This window comes from Delftia sp. RIT313, from assembly GCF_000632165.1.
GTDB classification, from domain to species: Bacteria; Pseudomonadota; Gammaproteobacteria; order Burkholderiales; family Burkholderiaceae_C; genus Comamonas; species Comamonas acidovorans.
On the sequence record NZ_JFYT01000028.1, the window covers coordinates 34,601 to 52,169 of the forward strand.

At 69.7% G+C, this 17,569-nt stretch carries 17 protein-coding genes; 7 read left to right on the forward strand and 10 right to left on the reverse strand.

Annotated elements, in window-relative coordinates; all coding sequences use genetic code 11:
• Nucleotides 1-231: 231 nt before the first annotated feature.
• Both BW39_RS04240 and BW39_RS04245 read left to right on the forward strand, forming a co-directional pair.
• Complete coding sequence (locus BW39_RS04240; RefSeq protein WP_043820066.1) at nt 232-1,056, forward strand: YecA/YgfB family protein; 825 nt, start codon at nt 232-234, stop codon at nt 1,054-1,056.
• A 33-nt stretch (nt 1,057-1,089) separates the two neighbouring features.
• Nucleotides 1,090-1,404, forward strand: a complete 315-nt coding sequence (locus BW39_RS04245; protein WP_012202639.1) for a helix-turn-helix domain-containing protein — start codon at nt 1,090-1,092, stop codon at nt 1,402-1,404.
• Here BW39_RS04245 and BW39_RS04250 read toward each other — a convergent pair.
• From BW39_RS04250 to BW39_RS04270, 5 genes are all read right to left on the reverse strand, one after another.
• A complete protein-coding gene (locus BW39_RS04250) occupies nt 1,385-1,876 on the reverse strand; it encodes a CinA family protein (protein WP_043820068.1) in 492 nt (163 codons plus the stop codon). The two genes, BW39_RS04245 and BW39_RS04250, sit on opposite strands and share 20 nt — an antisense overlap.
• Nucleotides 1,877-1,886: 10 nt before the next feature.
• The gene (locus BW39_RS04255) at nt 1,887-2,387 is read right to left on the reverse strand and encodes a phosphatidylglycerophosphatase A family protein (protein WP_012202641.1); all 501 of its coding nucleotides are present in this window, start codon (nt 2,385-2,387) and stop codon (nt 1,887-1,889) included.
• A gap of 130 nt (nt 2,388-2,517) precedes the next feature.
• Nucleotides 2,518-4,170: a DUF4139 domain-containing protein gene (locus tag BW39_RS04260; protein ID WP_043820071.1), complete on the reverse strand. Its 1,653-nt coding sequence runs from the start codon at nt 4,168-4,170 to the stop codon at nt 2,518-2,520.
• A 38-nt stretch (nt 4,171-4,208) separates the two neighbouring features.
• Entirely contained in the window at nt 4,209-5,174 is a 966-nt protein-coding gene (gene thiL / locus BW39_RS04265) for a thiamine-phosphate kinase (protein ID WP_043820074.1), read from the reverse strand.
• A gap of 65 nt (nt 5,175-5,239) precedes the next feature.
• Nucleotides 5,240-6,139 (reverse strand): LysR family transcriptional regulator, encoded by a 900-nt coding sequence (locus BW39_RS04270; protein WP_043820076.1) that lies wholly within the window; start codon nt 6,137-6,139, stop codon nt 5,240-5,242.
• Nucleotides 6,140-6,209: 70 nt separating this feature from the next.
• Here BW39_RS04270 and BW39_RS04275 point away from each other — a divergent pair, with 70 nt between their 5' ends.
• From BW39_RS04275 to BW39_RS04290, 4 genes are all read left to right on the forward strand, one after another.
• Nucleotides 6,210-7,646 (forward strand): acyclic terpene utilization AtuA family protein, encoded by a 1,437-nt coding sequence (locus BW39_RS04275; RefSeq protein ID WP_052155275.1) that lies wholly within the window; start codon nt 6,210-6,212, stop codon nt 7,644-7,646.
• On the forward strand, nt 7,643-8,014 hold the full coding sequence (locus BW39_RS04280) for an AtuA-related protein (protein ID WP_043820078.1): 372 nt from the start codon (nt 7,643-7,645) through the stop codon (nt 8,012-8,014). Before BW39_RS04275 ends, BW39_RS04280 begins: the two co-directional genes overlap by 4 nt.
• A gap of 48 nt (nt 8,015-8,062) precedes the next feature.
• Nucleotides 8,063-9,046: a Bug family tripartite tricarboxylate transporter substrate binding protein gene (locus tag BW39_RS04285; RefSeq protein WP_043820080.1), complete on the forward strand. Its 984-nt coding sequence runs from the start codon at nt 8,063-8,065 to the stop codon at nt 9,044-9,046.
• Between the two features lie 108 nt (nt 9,047-9,154).
• Complete coding sequence (locus tag BW39_RS04290; protein ID WP_043820082.1) at nt 9,155-11,275, forward strand: alpha/beta hydrolase domain-containing protein; 2,121 nt, start codon at nt 9,155-9,157, stop codon at nt 11,273-11,275.
• A 20-nt stretch (nt 11,276-11,295) separates the two neighbouring features.
• On the opposite strand, the gene BW39_RS04295 is transcribed toward BW39_RS04290, so the two are convergent.
• From BW39_RS04295 to apaG, 4 genes are all read right to left on the reverse strand, one after another.
• Nucleotides 11,296-12,420, reverse strand: coding sequence for a YbdK family carboxylate-amine ligase (locus tag BW39_RS04295; RefSeq protein ID WP_013804717.1), 1,125 nt, complete (start codon nt 12,418-12,420; stop codon nt 11,296-11,298).
• A complete protein-coding gene (locus BW39_RS04300) occupies nt 12,410-13,672 on the reverse strand; it encodes a cation:proton antiporter (protein ID WP_043820084.1) in 1,263 nt (420 codons plus the stop codon). The genes BW39_RS04295 and BW39_RS04300 overlap by 11 nt, the downstream gene beginning before the upstream one ends.
• A gap of 198 nt (nt 13,673-13,870) precedes the next feature.
• Nucleotides 13,871-15,838, reverse strand: a complete 1,968-nt coding sequence (locus tag BW39_RS04305) for a site-specific recombinase (protein ID WP_012202652.1) — start codon at nt 15,836-15,838, stop codon at nt 13,871-13,873.
• A gap of 52 nt (nt 15,839-15,890) precedes the next feature.
• On the reverse strand, nt 15,891-16,298 hold the full coding sequence (gene apaG / locus BW39_RS04310; protein WP_034367895.1) for a Co2+/Mg2+ efflux protein ApaG: 408 nt from the start codon (nt 16,296-16,298) through the stop codon (nt 15,891-15,893).
• Between the two features lie 116 nt (nt 16,299-16,414).
• On the opposite strand from apaG, the gene rpe reads away from it, so the two are divergent.
• Nucleotides 16,415-17,098 (forward strand): ribulose-phosphate 3-epimerase, encoded by a 684-nt coding sequence (rpe, locus tag BW39_RS04315; RefSeq protein WP_012202654.1) that lies wholly within the window; start codon nt 16,415-16,417, stop codon nt 17,096-17,098.
• Nucleotides 17,099-17,166: 68 nt separating this feature from the next.
• On the opposite strand, the gene BW39_RS04320 is transcribed toward rpe, so the two are convergent.
• Entirely contained in the window at nt 17,167-17,454 is a 288-nt protein-coding gene (locus tag BW39_RS04320) for a CzcE family metal-binding protein (protein ID WP_224986389.1), read from the reverse strand.
• Between the last annotated feature and the right edge of the window lie 115 nt (nt 17,455-17,569).

A 17,569-nucleotide genomic window follows, 5' to 3' on the forward strand; every position in this document is an offset into this window, starting at 1 on the left:
TTCGCGAGGGAGGGGGACGGCGCCATCGCCGCGAGGCGGCTCTTGCTCGGCGCCCCTGGCTTTGGGCCGCGCCCGTCTCAGGGGTCACGGGCGATCGGGGCGGCTGGGCTTTCGGGGGCAAGTTCCGACCGGGCGCCACGGACATGGCGGCGCGGCTACACTGCGGGCCATTCATTCGAGGGGCTGGCCGTGGCTGGTTCCTTCTCCCTGTTTTCCCTAGAGATTCCCGCCATGTCCAACGACGCCCACGAAGCCACCGCCCTGCCCGACGAGCCTGCCCTGACGCCCGAGGCGCTGGAGGAACTCGACGATCTGCTCGACGAGCTGCGCACGCGTGGCGAGGAGATTCCGCAGTGGGAGTTCTGCGACGGTTTCCTGACGGCGCTGATCTGCACGCGCCGCGAGGTGCCGGCCGCCGAGTGGCTGCCCATGCTGCTGGGCGACGGCGGCACGCTGGAGGCGGCCGAGGGCCAGCCGCTGCCGCTGATGGAAGTGTTCAAGGACGCGGCGCAGCAGGCGCGCTTTCTGGAGCTGGTGGGCCTGCGCATGGACGAGATCCGCATCCAGCTGGACGCCGACGTGAAGACGCTGGAAGACGACCGCACCTTCCAGCCCGAGGCCATGGACATGCGCGGTGCCATCCTGTCGCTGCCCGAGGAAGAGCGTCCCGATGACGGCGAGATTCCCTCGTTCGGCCAGATCTGGGCGCTGGGCTTCATGTTCGTGGTCGAGAACTGGGCCGAGGAATGGGCCGCCCCGCGCGACAAGGAAGCCGCCGGCTGGCTCAACGAGGCGCTCAACGCCGTCGTGGCCCTGACCGAGGACGACACCGGCAAGCCCGAAGTCTGCATGTACGACGAGGACGGCCCCGCCAGCACCAGCCAGGAGCGCGTGGAGCAGTTCGGCGAGGCCATCTGGGCGCTGTACGACCTGCGCCAGATCTGGAAGAGCATGGGCCCGCGCCAGGAAACCATCGTCAAGGGCGAGCAGCCGGGCCGCAATGACCCCTGCCCCTGCGGCAGCGGCAAGAAGTTCAAGAAGTGCCACGGCGCCTGAGCGCCCGCGCCACAGGCTTTGGATGCACGGGCCATGAGACATATCGGTGAACGCATACGCGCCCGCCGCGCCGAACTGGGCATGACCCAGGGCCGGCTGGCCGAGGCCGCAGGCATCACGGCCTCGGCCGTGTCGCAGATCGAATCGGGGGCCATCCGCACCCTCAAGAACGACACCCTGGCCCGCGTGGCCCTGGCGCTGCAGACCACGGCGCTGGAGCTGACGGCCGGCCTGGAAGACGACAACGCGCCGCTGCCCGTGGACGAGCAGCGCCTGCTGGAAAGCTACCGCGCCCTGCCTGCACCGCTGCAGGAGATCGCGCACCGGCTCATAAAAGCCTTGCGCTGATCAGCGCATTGAGGCGCTGCAAGGCGTGTGCCACGGTGGCCTGGCGCACGGCGGCGCGGTCGCCGTCAAAGCGCAGGCATTCGCTGTGCGTGGTGCCGTACACGCTCCAGCCGAACCAGACCGTGCCCACGGGCTTGGCGGCGCTGCCGCCGCCCGGCCCGGCCACGCCTGTCACGGCCACGCTGCACTGCGCGCGTGAGTGGGCGATGGCGCCTTCGGCCATGGCGCGCGCCACGGGCTCGCTCACGGCGCCGTGTTCGGCGATCAGCGGCTCGGGCACGCCCAGCAGGTCGTGCTTGGCCGCGTTGGAGTAGCTGACAAGGCCGCGCTCGAACCATTCGCTGGAGCCGGCGCGGTCCGTGCAGGCCGCAGCGATCATGCCGCCCGTGCAGCTCTCGGCCGTGGCCAGCATCCAGCCGCGCTGCAGCAGCAGGCCTGCCAGGGTTTCGACGAGTTCGTTGGATGCGCTCATGCCAGCTCCTTCAGCCGATGAAATGGCGCCATAGCGCGATGACCAGCAGCGTGCAGAAGGCGGCCACCAGATCATCGAACATGATCCCCCAGCCGCCGCGCCAGCCGAAGCCCTTGAAACACCGGTCGGCCCATTTGACGGGCTGGGGCTTGGCGGCGTCGAAGAAGCGGAACAGCGCAAAGGCGATGAGCTGGCCCCAGAAGCCCGTGGGCATGACCAGCCACAGCACCAGCCAGAAGGCCACGATCTCGTCCCAGACCAGGTTGCCCGGGTCGGCCACGCGCATGTGGCGCGCCGTGACCGTGCAGGCCCACCAGCCCAGGGGAATGCTGCCCGCGATCAGCAGGCCGATCTGCTGGGGCGTGAACCAGTGCTGCAGCAGCAGGAAGGACAGCCAGGCCCACAGCGTGCCCACGGTGCCGGGCGCGATGCGCCCCAGCCCCGAGCCCAGCCCCATGGCGATGAAGTGGGCCGGGTGGGACATCATGAATTCCAGCGTGGGGCGAGCCATGCCGCCCTGTGGCGGGCCTTCCGGTGGGCGCGCCGCAGAGGCAAAGGTGGGGGTAGCAGGATCGCCGGAAACCTCCGGCCGCAGCGGCGCGTCACTCATGGGGCCAGATCATAAGCGCGGCCCTGGTGCTTCACTGACGCTCTTCGACCGCCAGATCCTGCGGATGGCGGATCTGGTGGCGGGCCTCGAAGCTGGCGCTGGCGCCAGCGGCCAGCGGCTGCTGCCAGGCGATCATGCCGTTGCGGTCGTTCCAGCGCGTGGTGGCCGGCTGCGGGTTGTATTGGGACTGCACGCGGATCTGCTCATTGCGCGAGACGGGTGCGGCGTCCACCACCTGCAGTTCGATGGCGCGGTCATGGCGGTTGTCCACCTGGAAGCGCCGCGTGACCTGGCGTTCGGTGCTGCTGCTGAGCAGGCCGCCGCTGCCCGTGGCCGAGTCCACGGGCAGGTTGCGCACGACCACCTTGTCGTCACGGCCGAAAGACAGGCCCTGGGCCAGCGCGGCGGCGTTGCCGAAGTCCAGCCGGCCCTGGCCGGCGAAGGCGCCATCGCGGAACAGGGCCACGGGGCCTGCGGGCCAGACACCGGCCGGCACGGCCAGCTGGGCCACCAGGTAGGCGGCCTCTTCCACGGCGGGCGCCGTGCGCGTGAGCAGGGTGGCCGGCAGGTTCTGCGAGCCCAGGGCCAGGGTCACGCGCTCGCTGCTGGAGGGCACGCTGATGCGGTAGGGCACGGAGAACTGTGTGGCGTAGGCGGTGTTGAGGCTGGCGACATCGAGCACCGGCAGCTCGGCGGCCTCGCTGGCCGCCCCGGGCTTGCGGGCGCGCTCCAGCATCATCGCAGGGGCTGCCGGGGCCGGCGCTGGCGGAGGGGCCATGGCGGCCACGGGGCGGGGCCGTTCCACATCCAGCGTCCAGGGATTGGGCAGGCGTGCCTGCGTGCTGCGCGAAGGCTGGCCGGTGGACAGCAGCAGCTGCACCTGGCTCCAGTCCTCGCCGCTGTTCTGGGCCACCAGGGCCAGGCGTTCGATGGCCACCGTGCCCTTGGCCGGGTCCAGCTGGGCGCGGTAGGTGGGCTGCCAGCTCGGGCCGCGCACCTGGTAGGTCAGCTGCACATTGGCATCGGCCGGGCTGGCCAGTTGCACGGTGACCTTCATCACCTGGGCGTTGCCGGCGCCCGTGCGGTCGCGTTCGAGCTGCAGCGGCCTGAGCTGCTCCTGCAGCGCCTGCTTTTGCCGCAGGATCTGGTGGGCGCGCAGCGTGTTGCCACGGCTGGTGCTGCGCAGCGCCTCGGTGGCGGCGCCCAGCTGGCTGGCGGCGGGCAGGGCGGGGGCTTTGGCGTCATCGCCGGGCTTGGCCAGGCCTTGCAGGTAGTCGCCCACGAGCTTGGCGGCGGACTCGTCGGCCTCCAGCGCGGCCAGCTGGTCTTCCAGCGTGCGGATCTGCTGCTCCAGCGGGCTGGCGCAGGCCTTGGAGGCCAGTTCGCGCGGCTGCGACTGCAGCTTGTAGTCGCCCAGGCGCACGCCGGCATCGGCGCTGACCTGCAGGCTCTGCGGGTCGATGGAGCCGGGCAGGCACTCGAACACCAGCTGGCGCGTGGCGGCCGTGATGCGCGCCGTGCGCTCCACCGAGGCCACGCCCGCATACAGGGTGACGCGCGCGATGGGGGCGCGGGCGATGGTGGCTTCCTGGGCTTGTGCCTGGGCCTGGACCGGGGTGCCTGCCAGCAGGAAGCAGGCGGCGGCCAGGGCAGAGAGGGCGGGCAGGGCGGAGCGTTGAACCATGGGCAGTCCTTCTCGGATGAAAGTGGTTTGGCGCGGCGTCAGGCCGCAGCGAAGTGGTCGAATGAGGTCCACCGGGGCGCCATGGCCGCTCCGTCCGGGCCGATCAGCCGCAGGCCGGGCGCGGCCTCGATGCAGCCTATGCGCGTGACGCGCGTGGCGGTGTCGCGGCCTGCGGCCTGCACGGCATCGCGCCTGTCGGCCGGGGCCGTGAAGCACAGCTCGTAGTCGTCGCCGCCGGACAGGGTGCACTGGTGCAGCAGGTCGATGGCCAGGGGCGTGTGCCGGCCGGCATCGAGCAGCGGCGTGACCAGGCGCGTGTCCAGGCTGGCGCCCACGCGGGATTGCTCGAGGATGTGGCCCAGGTCGCCCAGCAGGCCGTCGCTCACATCCAGCGCGCTGCTGGCAATGCCGCGCAGCGCCTGGCCCAGGGCCACGCGCGGCGTGGGCGCTTCCAGGCGCTGGCGCGCGGCGGCCAGCGTGCCGGGTGGCAAGGTGATGTGGCCCAGCAGGGCTTCCAGCGCCAGGCGGGCATCGCCCAGGCTGCCGCTGACCCAGATGTCGTCGCCAGCGCGCGCGCCGCTGCGCAGCAGGGCCTGGCCGGGCGGCACTTCGCCGAAGACGGTGATGCAGATGTTCAAGGGCCCCTGGGTGGTGTCGCCGCCGACCAGCTCGCAGCCGTGGGCGTCGGCCAGGGCCAGCAGGCCGGCCGCAAACGCCTCGGTCCAGGCCGCATCGGCACGCGGCAGGGACAGGGCCAGGGTGAAGGCCAGCGGGCGCGCGCCGCAGGCCGCCAGGTCGGACAGGTTCACGGCCAGGGATTTGTGGCCCAGCAGGCGCGGGTCCACGTCGGCGAAGAAATGCCGGCCCTCGACCAGCATGTCGCTGGAGACGGCCAGCTGCATGCCCGGCGCCGGGGCGAGCAGGGCGCAGTCATCGCCCACGCCCAGGGCGGCGCGGCGCACGGGGCGCTGGAAGAAGCGGCGGATCAGGTCGAATTCACCCACGGTGGCGGCTTTCGGATGCGTTTGGCGATCGGGCTATTGTGCTGCGAGGTTCGTGCTGCCCCGTATCAGGTGGCCTCGCCCGCACCGGGCCGATGCTCCAGCGCCAGCGCGTGGAAGGCCTGGGCGGCAGGCGACAGGCTGCGCTGGCGCCTGCGCACCAGGTACAGGTCGCGCCGGCGGTCGGCATCGGCCAGCGGGCGCGTCACCAGGCCAGGCTGCACGAAGTGGAACAGCGCCAGGGCCGGCACCACGCTGATGCCCAGGCCCGCGCGCACCATGCCCATCACGGTGGCCAGGTGCTCCACCTCCAGCAAGGTGTTGAGGGGTGGGGCCTGCTCCTGCGATTCCAGGTACTGGCGCACGCTGCTGTGGCGGGCGAGCTGGATGAAGGGCTGGTCCCGCAGGTCGGCCATGGTCGGCGCGGGCAGGGCCGCCAGCGCATGGTCGGCGCGGCAGACCAGGTGCAGACGGTCGGCGCAGAACCATTCGGCCTGCAGCTCCTCGGTGTCGGCGCGGATGGCGGCCAGCGCCAGGTCGGCCTGGCCCGAGGCCACCTGGGCGATGCACGATTCGGACAGCAGGTCCGACACCTGCAGCTGTATGCCCGGATGGCGCGCATGGAACAGCGCCAGCACGGGCGGCAGCCAGGCCGCCGCCAGCGAAGGCAGCAGGGCGATGGACACGCGCCCGCGCTGCAGCGCCGCCGCCTCGCGCAGGCCGTGCACGGCATCGCCCAGGTCGGCGCGTATGCGCTGCGCGGCATCGAGGAACTGCGCCCCCTCCTGCGTCAGCGCCACATGGCGCGTGCTGCGGTCGAACAGGCGCACGCCCACGCCGTCTTCCAGCCCCTTGATCAGGGCGCTGAAGGCCGGCTGCGACAGATGGCAGCGCTGCGCGGCCAGGGTGAAGCTGCTGAGCTGGGCCAGGGCGATGAAGGCATCGAGCTGGCGGGAGGAGATATTCATCTGGTTTTTGGATGAGTTGATCCGAATAATCGATTTCACAGATTAGCAGCCCTTGCCTACATTGGCCTGCATGGACCATCTGGAAACCTTCTTTGCCCCGGACAAGCCCCCGCTGTGGGTGGGCTGCGCAGCCGGCTTCTCGGGCGACCGCACCGATGCCGCCGCGCCCGTGGTGCGCGCCCTGGCGGCCAGCGGCCAGAGCGCCTGCCTGATCTTCGAGACCCTGGCCGAGCGCACGCTGGCCCTGGCCCAGCTCGCGCGGCACGAGCAGCCCGACGCCGGCTATGAACCCCTGCTGGAGGATCTGCTGGAGCCCGTGCTGGCCGACTGCCTGGCGCATGGCATACGCATCGTCAGCAACTTCGGTGCGGCGAATCCCGAAGGCGCGGCGCGCTGCATCCAGCGGCTGGCGCAGCGCCTGGGCCTGCGCGTGCCGCGCATCGCCGTCGTGCATGGCGACGACGTGAGCGGCCCGGCGTACCGCGAGGCGCTGCGGGCCGCGCTGGTCGCGGAGTTTCCCGAGGATTCGCTGGTCAGTGCCAACGCCTACATCGGCGCGCGCGCGATTGCCGAGGCCCTGCAGGCCGGCGCCGAGATCGTGGTGGCCGGCCGCGTGTCCGACCCCTCGCTGACCCTGGGGCCGGCCATGGCGCATTTCGGCTGGGCCTGGGACGACTGGGACCGCCTGGCGCGCGCCACCATGGCCGGCCACCTGCTGGAATGCGGCGCCCAGGTCACGGGCGGCTACTTTGCCGACCCGGGCTTCAAGGACGTGCAGGGCCTGGCGCGGCTGGGCTATCCCATTGCCATCATCGAGCCCTCGGGCGACTGCACCATCACCAAGCCCGAAGGCACGGGCGGCCTGGTCAGCGAACGCACGGTCAAGGAACAGCTGCTGTACGAGGTGCACGACCCGGCCGCCTACCTGACGCCCGACGTGGTGGCCGACCTGTCCGAGGCCGAGGTGCACCAGGTGGGGCCTGACGCCGTGCGCCTGAGCGGCGTGCGCGGCCATGCGCACAACGGCCACTACAAGGTCAATGTCTGCCATGCCTCGGGCTGGCTGGCCGAGGGCGAGATCTCCTATGCCGGCCCGCGCGCCCTGGAGCGCGCCCGGCTGGCCGGCGAGGTGCTGCGCGAGCGCTTGGGCGGCGAGGCCGCAGGCGACCTGCGCCTGGACTGGATCGGCGTGGCCAGCGTGCTGGGCGACGACGCCGGCCGCTGGCGCGACGCACAGCCGGGCAGCGCAGCCGCCCCCCAGGACGTGCGCCTGCGCGCCGCCTGGCTGCGCCCCACGCAGGCCCAGGCGCAGCGCCTGCCGCGCGAGGTCAATGCGCTGTACACCTGCGGGCCGGCCGGCGGCGGCGGCGTGCGCACGGCGCTGCGCGCGCGGCTGGGCACGGTGTCCTGCCTGCTGGCGCAGCAGAGCGTCGCCACCGGATGGAAGTGGGCCGAGGGAGCGGTCAATAAAGGAGTCGAGAAAGAAGCCGGGGAGCACGCCGCATGAACACACTGCCAACCACGATGCCCGTCACAGTGCCGTTGTACCGCCTGGCGCACGGGCGCACGGGGGACAAGGGCAACCGCTCCAACATCAGCCTCATCGCCTGGAATGCCGCCTGCTGGCCCGTGCTGGTGGAGCAGATCACCGAAGAGCGCGTGGCCGCGCACTTCGCCGCCCGGCGCCCTGCGCGCGTGCAGCGCTTCGTGCTGCAGCGCTTGCAGGCCATGAACTGGGTGCTGGACGAGGTGCTGGACGGCGGCGTCAACGACGCGCTCAACCTCGACAGCCACGGCAAGGCGCTGTCGTACTGGCTGCTGCAGATGCAGGTCCACATACCGGCTTCGCTGCTGCCTCATCTGGCGCCGGAGTAGCCGGCAGCACCCGCCCGTCACACATTCATCACAACAAAGGAGACAGACATGAACTTTTCGCAGAACCTTCCCCGCCGCCATGCGCTCGTGCTGGCCGCCTGCGCGCTGGCAGCCGCCGCCGCACCGGCGCTGGCGCAGGACTATCCGTCCAAACCCATCACCTTCGTCGTGCCGTTTGCGGCCGGCAGCGCCACCGACCAGCTGGCACGGGCGCTGGGCCAGGCCGTGACCACGGCGACCAAGCAGGCCGTGGTGGTCGAGAACAAGGGCGGCGCCAGCGGCATGATCGCGGCCCAGCAGGTGGCGCGCTCGGCGGCCGATGGCTACACGGTGCTGATCACCACCAACACCACGCATGCGGCCAACCAGCATCTGTACAAGAAGCTGCCCTATGACGCGGTCAAGGACTTCGCGCCCGTGGCCGGGCTGGGCAAGGGCGGCCAGGTGCTGGTGGTGCGCGCCGATGCGCCGTACAAGAACGTGGGCGATCTGCTGGCGGCGGCGAAGAAGCAGCCGGGCAAGCTGTCGTTCGGCAGCGGCAGCTCCTCCAGCCGCGTGGCCGGTGAAATGCTCAAGCAGCTGGCCGGCGTGGACCTGATGCACGTGCCCTACAAGAGCAATCCGCTGGCCATCACCGACCTGCTGGGCGGCCAGATCGACCTGATGATCACCGACACCTCCACCGGCGTGCCCCAGGTCAAGTCGGGCAAGCTGCGCGCCCTGGGCTACTCCACCACCAAACGCAGCCCGCAGCTGCCCGAGGTGCCCACGCTGGAGGAAGCCGGCGTCAAGGGCTATGACATGGGCTACTGGTTCGCCGCCTACGCGCCCGCTGGCACGCCCGAGGCCGTGGTGGCCCGTCTCAACCGCCTGCTGTCCGACGCCGTGCACAGCGCGGGCGCCAAGTCCTTCTTCGAGATGTCCGGCTCCGAGGGCTGGACCGCCACGCCCCAGGAGCTGGCCGCCTTCCAGGCGGGCGAGACCCAGAAGTGGGGCCAGGTGATCAAGGCCGCCGGCATCCAGCCCGAGTAGGCCGCTCCCCGCTCTCCCGTTCCCCTTTTTTCCGAACCGTCCTAGGCCGCCGCAATGCACGGCGGCCAGGGCGGAGCCTTGCCTGTGCCATGACCCCAAGGAGACAACATGCACATCAGATCCACCCATCCACTGGCCCTTGCCCTGGCCGCATCCGGCCTGCTGACCGCCTGCGGCGGCAGTGACTCGCCCGCCGGTTCGCCGGCGCCGCGCATGCAGCTGAGCATCAGCGCCACCGAGGACTTTGCCGGCAGCTACGGCAGTGTCGGCGCCTATGAGAAAGTGACCGGCGTGCTGCGCGGCGAGCTGGACCCGGCCGACCCGAAGAACGCCGTGATCCAGGACCTGGCGCTGGCGCCCGTCAATGCGCGCGGCATGGTCGAGTACAGCACCGACTTCGTCATGCTCAAGCCCAAGGACATGTCCAAGGCCAGCGGCGTGCTGCGCTATGACGCACCCAACCGCGGCAACATCCTGACCATGCCCAACCCCACGGCCACGCCCGGCGATGCGGTCTACCTGGAGCGCGGCTATGTGCTGCTGTACTCGGCCTGGCAGGGCGATGTGCCCAAGTCCACGCCCGCGCGCCTGACGGTCACCGTGCCCGTGGCCCGCAACAAGGACGGCAGCAGCATCACGGGCAGCTACCGCACCGAGCTGGTCCCGGCCGCCGCCGTGCCCTCCATGACCCTGCCCGGTGGCGTGTTCAACGGGACCATGATCCCCTACGAGCCCGCCAGCCTGGACAACACGCAGGCCGGCTACTCGCTCACGCGCCGCATCAACGAAACCGATGCGCGCCAGACCGTGCCTGCGGGCGACTGGAAGTTCGCCAGCTGCGATGCCGCCGCCAATCCCTTCCCCGGCACGCCTGCGGCCACCAGCGTCTGCCTGAAGGGCGGGTTCGACCCGCAGTACCTCTACGAGCTGGTCTACGTGGCCAAGGACCCCAAGGTCATGGGCGTGGGCCTGGCCGCGTTGCGCGACACGGTGAGCTTCTTCCGCGCCAAGGCGGCCGATGCCGACGGCAAGGCCAATCCGCTGGCCGGGCGCATCACGCACACCATCGGCCAGGGCACCTCGCAGTCGGGCAATGCCATGAAGACCTTCCTGCACCTGGGCTTCAACCAGGCGCTCGATGGCGGCAAGGTCTTCGACGGCATGTATGCCCACGTGGCCGCGCGCCAGACCAACATCAACACGCGCTTCGCCGTGCCCGGCGGCGGGGGCGGCCTGCGCACCGACCACACGGCCTTCGGCCAGACCGCGCCGCGCGGCCTGGACAAGGACTACAGCGACGAGGTCAGCGGCCGCCAGGGCGGCGTGATGAAGCGCTGCGAAGCCAGCAACACCTGCCCCAAGTTCTTCCTGGGCCTGTCGGGCACGGAGTTCTGGCAGCTGCAGGGCTCGCCCGTGCTGACCGATGCCAATGGCCTGCGCGACATCGCCCAGCCCGCCAATGCGCGCATCTACTACTACGCCAGCACCCAGCATGGCGGCGCAGGCGGCACGGCCAGCATCGGCTATGCGCCCACGCGCAATGTCTATCCGGCCGGCACCGTGGTGCACTTCAACGACACGTTCCGCGCGCTGTTCATCGCGCTGGAGGACTGGGTGGTGCGCGGCACCGAGCCGCCGGCCAGCCAGGTGCCCAAGCTGGCCGACGGCACCCTGGTGCGGCCCGACAAGCTGGTCTTTCCCGCCATGAAGGGCCTGAACTGGAGCGTGGGCGGCGTGCAGACCGCCATCCCCGAGTTCCGCTACCTGGCGCGCCACAACGGCTTTGCGCTGCTCGACTTCGGCCCGCAGTACGTGTCGCAGGACGAAAGCGGCATCGCCACGCTGCAGCCGCCGCGCGCCACGGGCAAGGACTACGCCATCCTCGTGCCCCAGGTCGATGCGGCCACCGGCCTCACGCGCGCCGGCATCCGCAGCGTGGAGGCGCGGGCACCGCTGGGCACCAGCGTGGAGTTCAACTACGTGGCCACGCCGGGCATCGTGGACCTGTCCAACCTCACGGGCAGCTTCATCCCCTTCCACAAGACGCGCGTGGCGCGGCTGGCGGCCGGTGACGGGCGGCCTTCACTGGAGGAGCTGTATGTCGACCAGGCCGGCTACGTGAGCGCTGTCACGGCCGCGGCCCAGGACCTGGTGCGCCAGCGCCTGCTGCTGCAGCGCGACGCCGACGCGCAGATCACCGCCGCGCGTGCGGCGGCGGTGCTGCCTTGAGCCTGCGCTGAACGCAGGCCTCAGACGGCCTGGCCGCGAAAGCGCATGGCCGCCTGGCGCGAGACCTCGGCCAGCAGCTGCTCGCTGCGCTGGCGTTCGCGCAGCCAGCGGGCATCGTTGCTGCCGGCGGCCACGTCGCTGCGCAGCAGATGCAGTGCGGGCGCGGCGCCATGGCGGGCCGCGTAGTCGGCCACGGCATCCATGGTCTTGAGGATGTGGTCGGCCAGCGGCATGTGCTCGCCAGTGGCCGGGTCCACGTACACGGCCTCCAGGCCGAAGCGGCAGGCCTGGAAGCGGTTGTAGGTGTAGACCAGGTAGTCGTCCTCCACGGGCGTGAAGGGCTGGGTGTCCATGAACCAGGCAGCCAGCGCCTGCACGTAGCCGGACAGGGCGGCTGCGCGCTCGATGGTCAGCGGCGTGTCGAACACGCGGATCTCGATGGTGCCGAACTCGGGCTTGGGCCGGATGTCCCAGTAGAAGTCCTTCATGCTCTTGACCACGCCCGTGCGCGTCATCTTGTCGAAGTACTGCTCGAACTCGCTCCAGTGCAGCACGCAGGGCGCGCGGCCCGACAGCGGAAAGGCGAACACCGAGTTCAGCCGCGCCGAGTCGAAGGCCGTGTCGTGGCCCTGAACATAGGGGCTGGAGGCCGACAGCGCAATGAAGTGCGGGATGTAGCGCGACATGCGGTGCAGCATCAGCAGGGCCGCGTCGGCGTCGGGGCAGCCGATGTGCACGTGCTGGCCGAAGATGGTGAACTGCTTGGACAGGTAGCCGTACAGCTGCGAAAGCTCCTGGAAGCGCGGCTTGTCGTAGATGCGCCGCTCATGCCACTGCTGGAAGGGGTGGGTGCCGCCACCCACCACGGCGATGTTGAGCTTGTCGGCGCTTTTGACCAGCGCATCGCGGATCTGGCTGAGCTGGCCCAGCACCTCCGAGGCCGAATGGCATACGCTGGTGGAGATCTCGATCATGCTGTTCGTCATCTCGGGCACCACGCTGCCGGGCAGCGGGTTCTTGAGCATGAGGCGCAGCATGTCCTCGGCGTAGGGAGCCAGGTCGTAGTCGTGGGTGTTGACCAGCTGCAGTTCCAGCTCCACGCCCAGGGTCAGCGGTTCGGACGAGTTGAAGGCTTCAAGACTCACGTTCATCTCCTGCGGTATTCGTGCGGCTCAGCGGCTTCCAGGGACGGGAGCTTTCGCCGGAGCGGTAGATGGCCACGGTGGCCAGGGCGGCGCCCAGCACCTCCATCACCAAAATGGTGGGCAGGGCCACGCCTGCGATCTGCGCGCCCAGCTCGGGCGCGGCGGCCACGAACTGCGAGGCGATCAAAAGCGCCACCGACGACATGGGCGCCATCGCGCAGCCCACCCAGAAGGCCTGGCGCCAGTTGGCGCCCGTGCCCACATTGCCCACGGCCACGCCCATGGTCTTGGCGACCAGGCGTGCCAGGATCACGGCGCCCACCACGCCGGCCACCGGCGCGCTCCAGTCGGCCTGTGCGGCCACGGTGGAGACCAGCACGAACATCAGCATGGTCAGCAGCGAGGCCGCCGTGCCCAGCTGGCGCGGCCAGGCCCAGGGGCGCGGGTTGAACTGCTTGAGCAGGATGCCGCCCAGCAGCGCCGCCAGCGGCGCCGAGCCGCCCAGGTACGAGGCCACGGGCACGCTGGCCGAGATCAGGGTGAGAAAGAGGATGGAGGTGTTCTCGCTGGCCGGGCTCATGAAGCGCAGCGCCAGGCGCATCAGCACGGCCAGCACCAGGGCCACGGCCACCGAGACGCCCAGCACCACCAGCACCGGCATGATCGAGGCCACGAAGCCCGCCTTGGGCTGCGTCAGCATGCCCGCCTTGGCGCTGCCCAGGGCCAGCGCATACAGCGTGGACAGGGTGGCCAGCACCAGGCCGCGATCGGTCACGGCGCCTGCGGCACGCATGTCGGCCACCACGCGCGTCAGCACCAGGGGCGAGGCCGCCATGGCCACCAGGGCCAGCGGCCCGGCCACTTCGGGGGCCACGCCCAGCCAGCCCAGCACCAGGGAGACCAGCACATAGGTCAACGCGGATTCGGCCACGCTTTGCACCAGCACCATGGGGTTGTGGCGGAACCAGCGCAGCGTGATGCGCCCGCCGCATTCGAACAGCACGATGGCCACGCCCAGCTCCAGCAGGAACAATCCCGTGCCCTGCAGCGGCCAGGCGGTATTGGCGCCAAAGCCGATCAGCCCGGCAATGCCGCCGACCAGCGAATAGCCGACCACCTTGGGCAGGGCCGCATGGCGCTGGCAGGCGTAACCCACCATGGTGGCCACTGCCAGCAGCAGGGACCATTGCACCGTGGCCAACCCGGCCGATGGCCGCAGCCACGGTTCCCAGAAGCTCAGCATGTCATTCATAAGCGAGGTCCTTTGCGCGAGCCAGTGGCCCGCAAGCGAAGCTCCGCAGGGCCTTCCCTGCGGCGCGGGCAAGCCCGCGTCCCGTGCGCTTGGCACGGGGACACTTCGTTGGCGATCCACTGGCGTGACTGCCGGGCTGCAAGGCCGGGCGGGCACGCCAGCACGTGGGTTCCGCGTGGTTCCCGAGGTCCCGCAGGCTCAGGGGCGGAAGAAACTCAGCGGCGCTGTGCGCAGACGGCGGCGGATGGCCGAATAGATGCGCGAGCGGTCGACTCCGCTGACATTGTGTGCCCTCATCGCAACGCGGAATGCCAGATAAAAGCTGACAGTGACATTCAACGCGCCATTGACCGGCAGTAGGGCAACCGCCCACCAGAACATGTCGGAGTGCAGCACCTGCCAGCCCAGGGCCGCCATGGCGGCACCGATCTGGCCTGCCGACAGCGTGACGTGGCGCACCTCCAGCCCCAGGCCGAAGAAGGCAGCGAACGCGGGCACCAGGCCCAGCATCATGCCCAGCGAGACGTTGGCGGCAAAGCCCGAAATGTTCTTGCGCCAGAAATGCGCCCAGCGGTCGGCACGCTTGGCGCCCAGCCAGCGCGTGATGCCGGGGTTGTAGCGGATCACCGAGTCCAGCCGGCGCAGCACGAACCAGTTCTCGGCCCAGCCCGCGATCAGGCTGCTGGCGAACAGCAGCACGCCCGTGAAGGCCGCGAACAGCGGCGACATGCCCAGCAGACTCAGCGAGTCGAGCACGGCAATCGCATGCGGCCCGTCGATGGGCGTGTGGCCGAACAGCTGGGCATAGCCCAGCGACAGCAGCAGCACCATGGGCAGCACCACCAGCACGTTGCCCAGCACCGCTGCCACCTGCGAGCGCACCAGGTGGGCGACCTCGTCCACGAACTCTTCGATGGCCTCGCTGGCGCGCAGGTCCTTGAGCTTGGCGGCCATGGCCGGTGCCGTCATGGCCGGCTGCTTGGTCGCCACCGTGAAGTGCAGCAGCTGGATCAGCACAAAGCTGATGGAGTAGTTGATGCCCGCCGCCAGCCCGCCCCAGAACGCCGACAGCCCCAGCGCGTAGAGCGCGAACTTCAGCAGCGTGGTGAAGGCCATCACAAAGCCGCCGCCGGCGGCCTTGGTTGCCATGGACAGGTATTCGCGGCCGGTGCGCGTGATGTAGTGCTCGCCCGTCTCGGCGCTGCGCTCGGCCACCTTGGCTGCCAGCAGCGAGGTGTTGGTGGACAGCAGCGCGCGCAGGCTGCGCCGCTCGATGCCCACGGACACCAGGTTGGCCAGCAGGTCGGCCGTCTCGGTGGCGCGGTTGTCGGCCACAAGGCAGTCCAGCAGCCGCCTGACGCGCAGGATGCGCGCGCGCAGCTGGCGCAGGCGGAACACCAGGCCTACCGAAATCCCTTCGGACTCGAAATGTGTGTAGACCGATGTCACGGCCGCGCGGCAGGCATCCAGGCGCTCGCGCAGCCGGGCCTCGGCCGCATCGCGCCGGTCATTGGTGCGCAGCGCGTGCATCACCTCCACGCGCAGGCTCTCGGCGTCGTGGATCAGGGCGTGGAAGGGCTGGTCGTCGCGCGCCTGCTCGTCCATGCGCAGGCGCAGTTCGGGCGAAAAGCCCGTGGACAGGATCTGCCCCGTGCAATAGGTGATGGAGCCCAGCAGGCTGTTCTGCCAGAAGCTGCTGCCCTGGCCCTCGCTGCCATCGGTCAGCAGCAGTGCGATGCGTTCGAGCAGCGGCGCCTCCAGCGCGTGCAGCCAGCGCGCGTCGAATTCGTCGGGCATGGCCAGCATGAACAGCTCGGAGGCATCCACCGTCTCCGGCGTGCTGGGCAGCAGCTTGTAGCGTGCGCGCTCGGACAGCTCGCTGAACATGTTGGTGCGCGGCGCAAAGCCGAAATCGGCCAGCAGCGCCGTGATGTCCACGGTGTCGATGAAGCGCAGCCACCAGGCATGCAGGCGCTGGCGCACGGCCGGGTCGGCCTCCACGGCCTCCACCAGCAACTGCACACGCTGCACGGCGCCGTCCACCGACGGCTTGGGCGCGCGCACCCACTCCAGCAGGTGGATCAGCCAGATATGGCGGTGGGCGAGGTCGGCCTCGGGGTCGAGTGCGGCCAGAAGGCCGGGCAGGTCTTGGGTGATTCGCTTCATGTAGGGGTCTTGCGGCAGGGCGGAAGACTAGCGCCTCCCCCGAGGAACGCGCTCAGTGCAGCACGCGGTTGTCAGGGTCCGGAAAGCTGTCGCCGCCAGCGCCCGACTGCAGATGAAAGCGCGGGATGGGGCACTCGAAGACTTCGCCCTCGTGGCTGATGCACAGATAGCTGCCCTGCATGCTGCCGTTGGGCGTGCGCAGCTGGCAGCCGCTGGTGTACTCGAAGGTCTCGCCGGGCTGCAGCAGCGGCTGGCGGCCGATCACCCCCAGGCCCTTGACCTCTTCGACATGGCCCAGTTCGTTGGTGATGATCCAGTGGCGCGCGATCAACTGGCCCGGCACCTGGCCGGTATTGGTCACGGTGATCGTGTAGGAGAAGGCGTATACGCCCGCCGCTGGAGCGGATTGCTCTGGCAAAAAGGCGGGGCGGACCTGGACCTGGAACTCGTTCATGGGCATGGCGGCAATGGTAACTGCCCGCAATGTACCGGCTTGCGAACGTCCCCACGCGCCGCCGCCCATGGCTTTGTGCCGTCGCTGGTGCCGGCATGGGCTAGCTGCGACAATCGCAGGCCATGAGCCCCACCTACCGCATCGCCCCCTCCATCCTGTCTGCCGACTTCGCCCGTCTGGGTGACGAGGTCAAGAATGTGATCGCCTCCGGCGCCGACTGGATCCACTTCGACGTGATGGACAACCACTACGTGCCCAACCTCACGTTCGGTCCCATGATCTGCGAGGCCCTGAAGCCTCATGCGAAGACGCCCGACGGCCAGCCCGTGCCCATCGACGTGCACCTGATGGTCTCGCCCGTGGACGAACTGGCCACGGCCTTCGCCAAGGCAGGCGCCGACTACATCAGCTTCCACCCCGATGCCACGGCCCACGTGCACCGCAGCATCCAGAACATCCGCGCCCAGGGCGCCAAGCCCGGCCTGGTGTTCAACCCCGCCGCCCCGCTGGACGTGCTGGACTGGGTCATCGACGACATCGACCTCATCTTGCTGATGAGCGTGAACCCCGGCTTCGGCGGCCAGAGCTTCATCGACAGCACGCTGCGCAAGATCGAGGCCGCGCGCAAGCGCATCGAGGCCAGCGGCCGCGACATCCGCCTGGAAGTGGACGGCGGCATCAAGGAAACCAACATCCGCCGCGTGGCCGATGCCGGTGCCGACACCTTCGTGGCCGGCAGCGCCATCTTCGGCAAGCCTGACTACAAGGCCGTGATCGACGCCATGCGCGGCGCCCTGGCCGCCTGAGCTTCGGCCTGCCTCCAGCAACGAAAAGGGCCCGCGAATTGCGGGCCCTTTCGTTGCCAACGGCGCTTTCAGCCGCCCAGCTCATGCTCTCCGGGCATGACGAAGATGCTCTTGCCCTGCGTGTCGAAACCGGGCGGCGCAAAGCGCGCCACCGGGACATGGTTGTGCTGGATGGAGCTGACCTTCCACGCGAATGTGCGGCCCTGGCTGGTGAAATTCACGGTTTCGCCGCAGGCGATATTGATGGGCGCTTTCTGCGATAGATCGACAGTACGGTAGACGCCCGCAGGCGCGGGCGATCCGTAATAGGATTTGCCGTTTGCAAAGCGTTCTGCATGGGCCGGCAATGCAGCCATGACGATTGCTGCGGTGCCCAATATGAATATGGATTTCATTGAATATGCCTCCGAAATAGGGCGGATACATGGGCGGATTCGTGAAATCCGCCATGAACTGTATTCAGTCCATGGC

Excerpts from the sequence above, each read along its gene's own strand:
- BW39_RS04280 (WP_043820078.1), top strand. The coding sequence starts at position 7,643 with ATGAACACACTGCCAACCACGATGCCCGTCACAGTGCCGTTGTACCGC.
- BW39_RS04300 (WP_043820084.1), bottom strand. The coding sequence starts at position 13,672 with ATGAATGACATGCTGAGCTTCTGGGAACCGTGGCTGCGGCCATCGGCC.
- rpe (WP_012202654.1), top strand. The coding sequence starts at position 16,415 with ATGAGCCCCACCTACCGCATCGCCCCCTCCATCCTGTCTGCCGACTTC.
- BW39_RS04245 (WP_012202639.1), top strand. The coding sequence starts at position 1,090 with ATGAGACATATCGGTGAACGCATACGCGCCCGCCGCGCCGAACTGGGC.
- BW39_RS04320 (WP_224986389.1), bottom strand. The coding sequence starts at position 17,454 with ATGGCTGCATTGCCGGCCCATGCAGAACGCTTTGCAAACGGCAAATCC.
- BW39_RS04285 (WP_043820080.1), top strand. The coding sequence starts at position 8,063 with ATGAACTTTTCGCAGAACCTTCCCCGCCGCCATGCGCTCGTGCTGGCC.
- BW39_RS04270 (WP_043820076.1), bottom strand. The coding sequence starts at position 6,139 with ATGAATATCTCCTCCCGCCAGCTCGATGCCTTCATCGCCCTGGCCCAG.
- BW39_RS04250 (WP_043820068.1), bottom strand. The coding sequence starts at position 1,876 with ATGAGCGCATCCAACGAACTCGTCGAAACCCTGGCAGGCCTGCTGCTG.
- apaG (WP_034367895.1), bottom strand. The coding sequence starts at position 16,298 with ATGCCCATGAACGAGTTCCAGGTCCAGGTCCGCCCCGCCTTTTTGCCA.
- BW39_RS04305 (WP_012202652.1), bottom strand. The coding sequence starts at position 15,838 with ATGAAGCGAATCACCCAAGACCTGCCCGGCCTTCTGGCCGCACTCGAC.
- BW39_RS04290 (WP_043820082.1), top strand. The coding sequence starts at position 9,155 with ATGCACATCAGATCCACCCATCCACTGGCCCTTGCCCTGGCCGCATCC.
- BW39_RS04275 (WP_052155275.1), top strand. The coding sequence starts at position 6,210 with ATGGACCATCTGGAAACCTTCTTTGCCCCGGACAAGCCCCCGCTGTGG.
- BW39_RS04240 (WP_043820066.1), top strand. The coding sequence starts at position 232 with ATGTCCAACGACGCCCACGAAGCCACCGCCCTGCCCGACGAGCCTGCC.
- BW39_RS04260 (WP_043820071.1), bottom strand. The coding sequence starts at position 4,170 with ATGGTTCAACGCTCCGCCCTGCCCGCCCTCTCTGCCCTGGCCGCCGCC.
- BW39_RS04255 (WP_012202641.1), bottom strand. The coding sequence starts at position 2,387 with ATGGCTCGCCCCACGCTGGAATTCATGATGTCCCACCCGGCCCACTTC.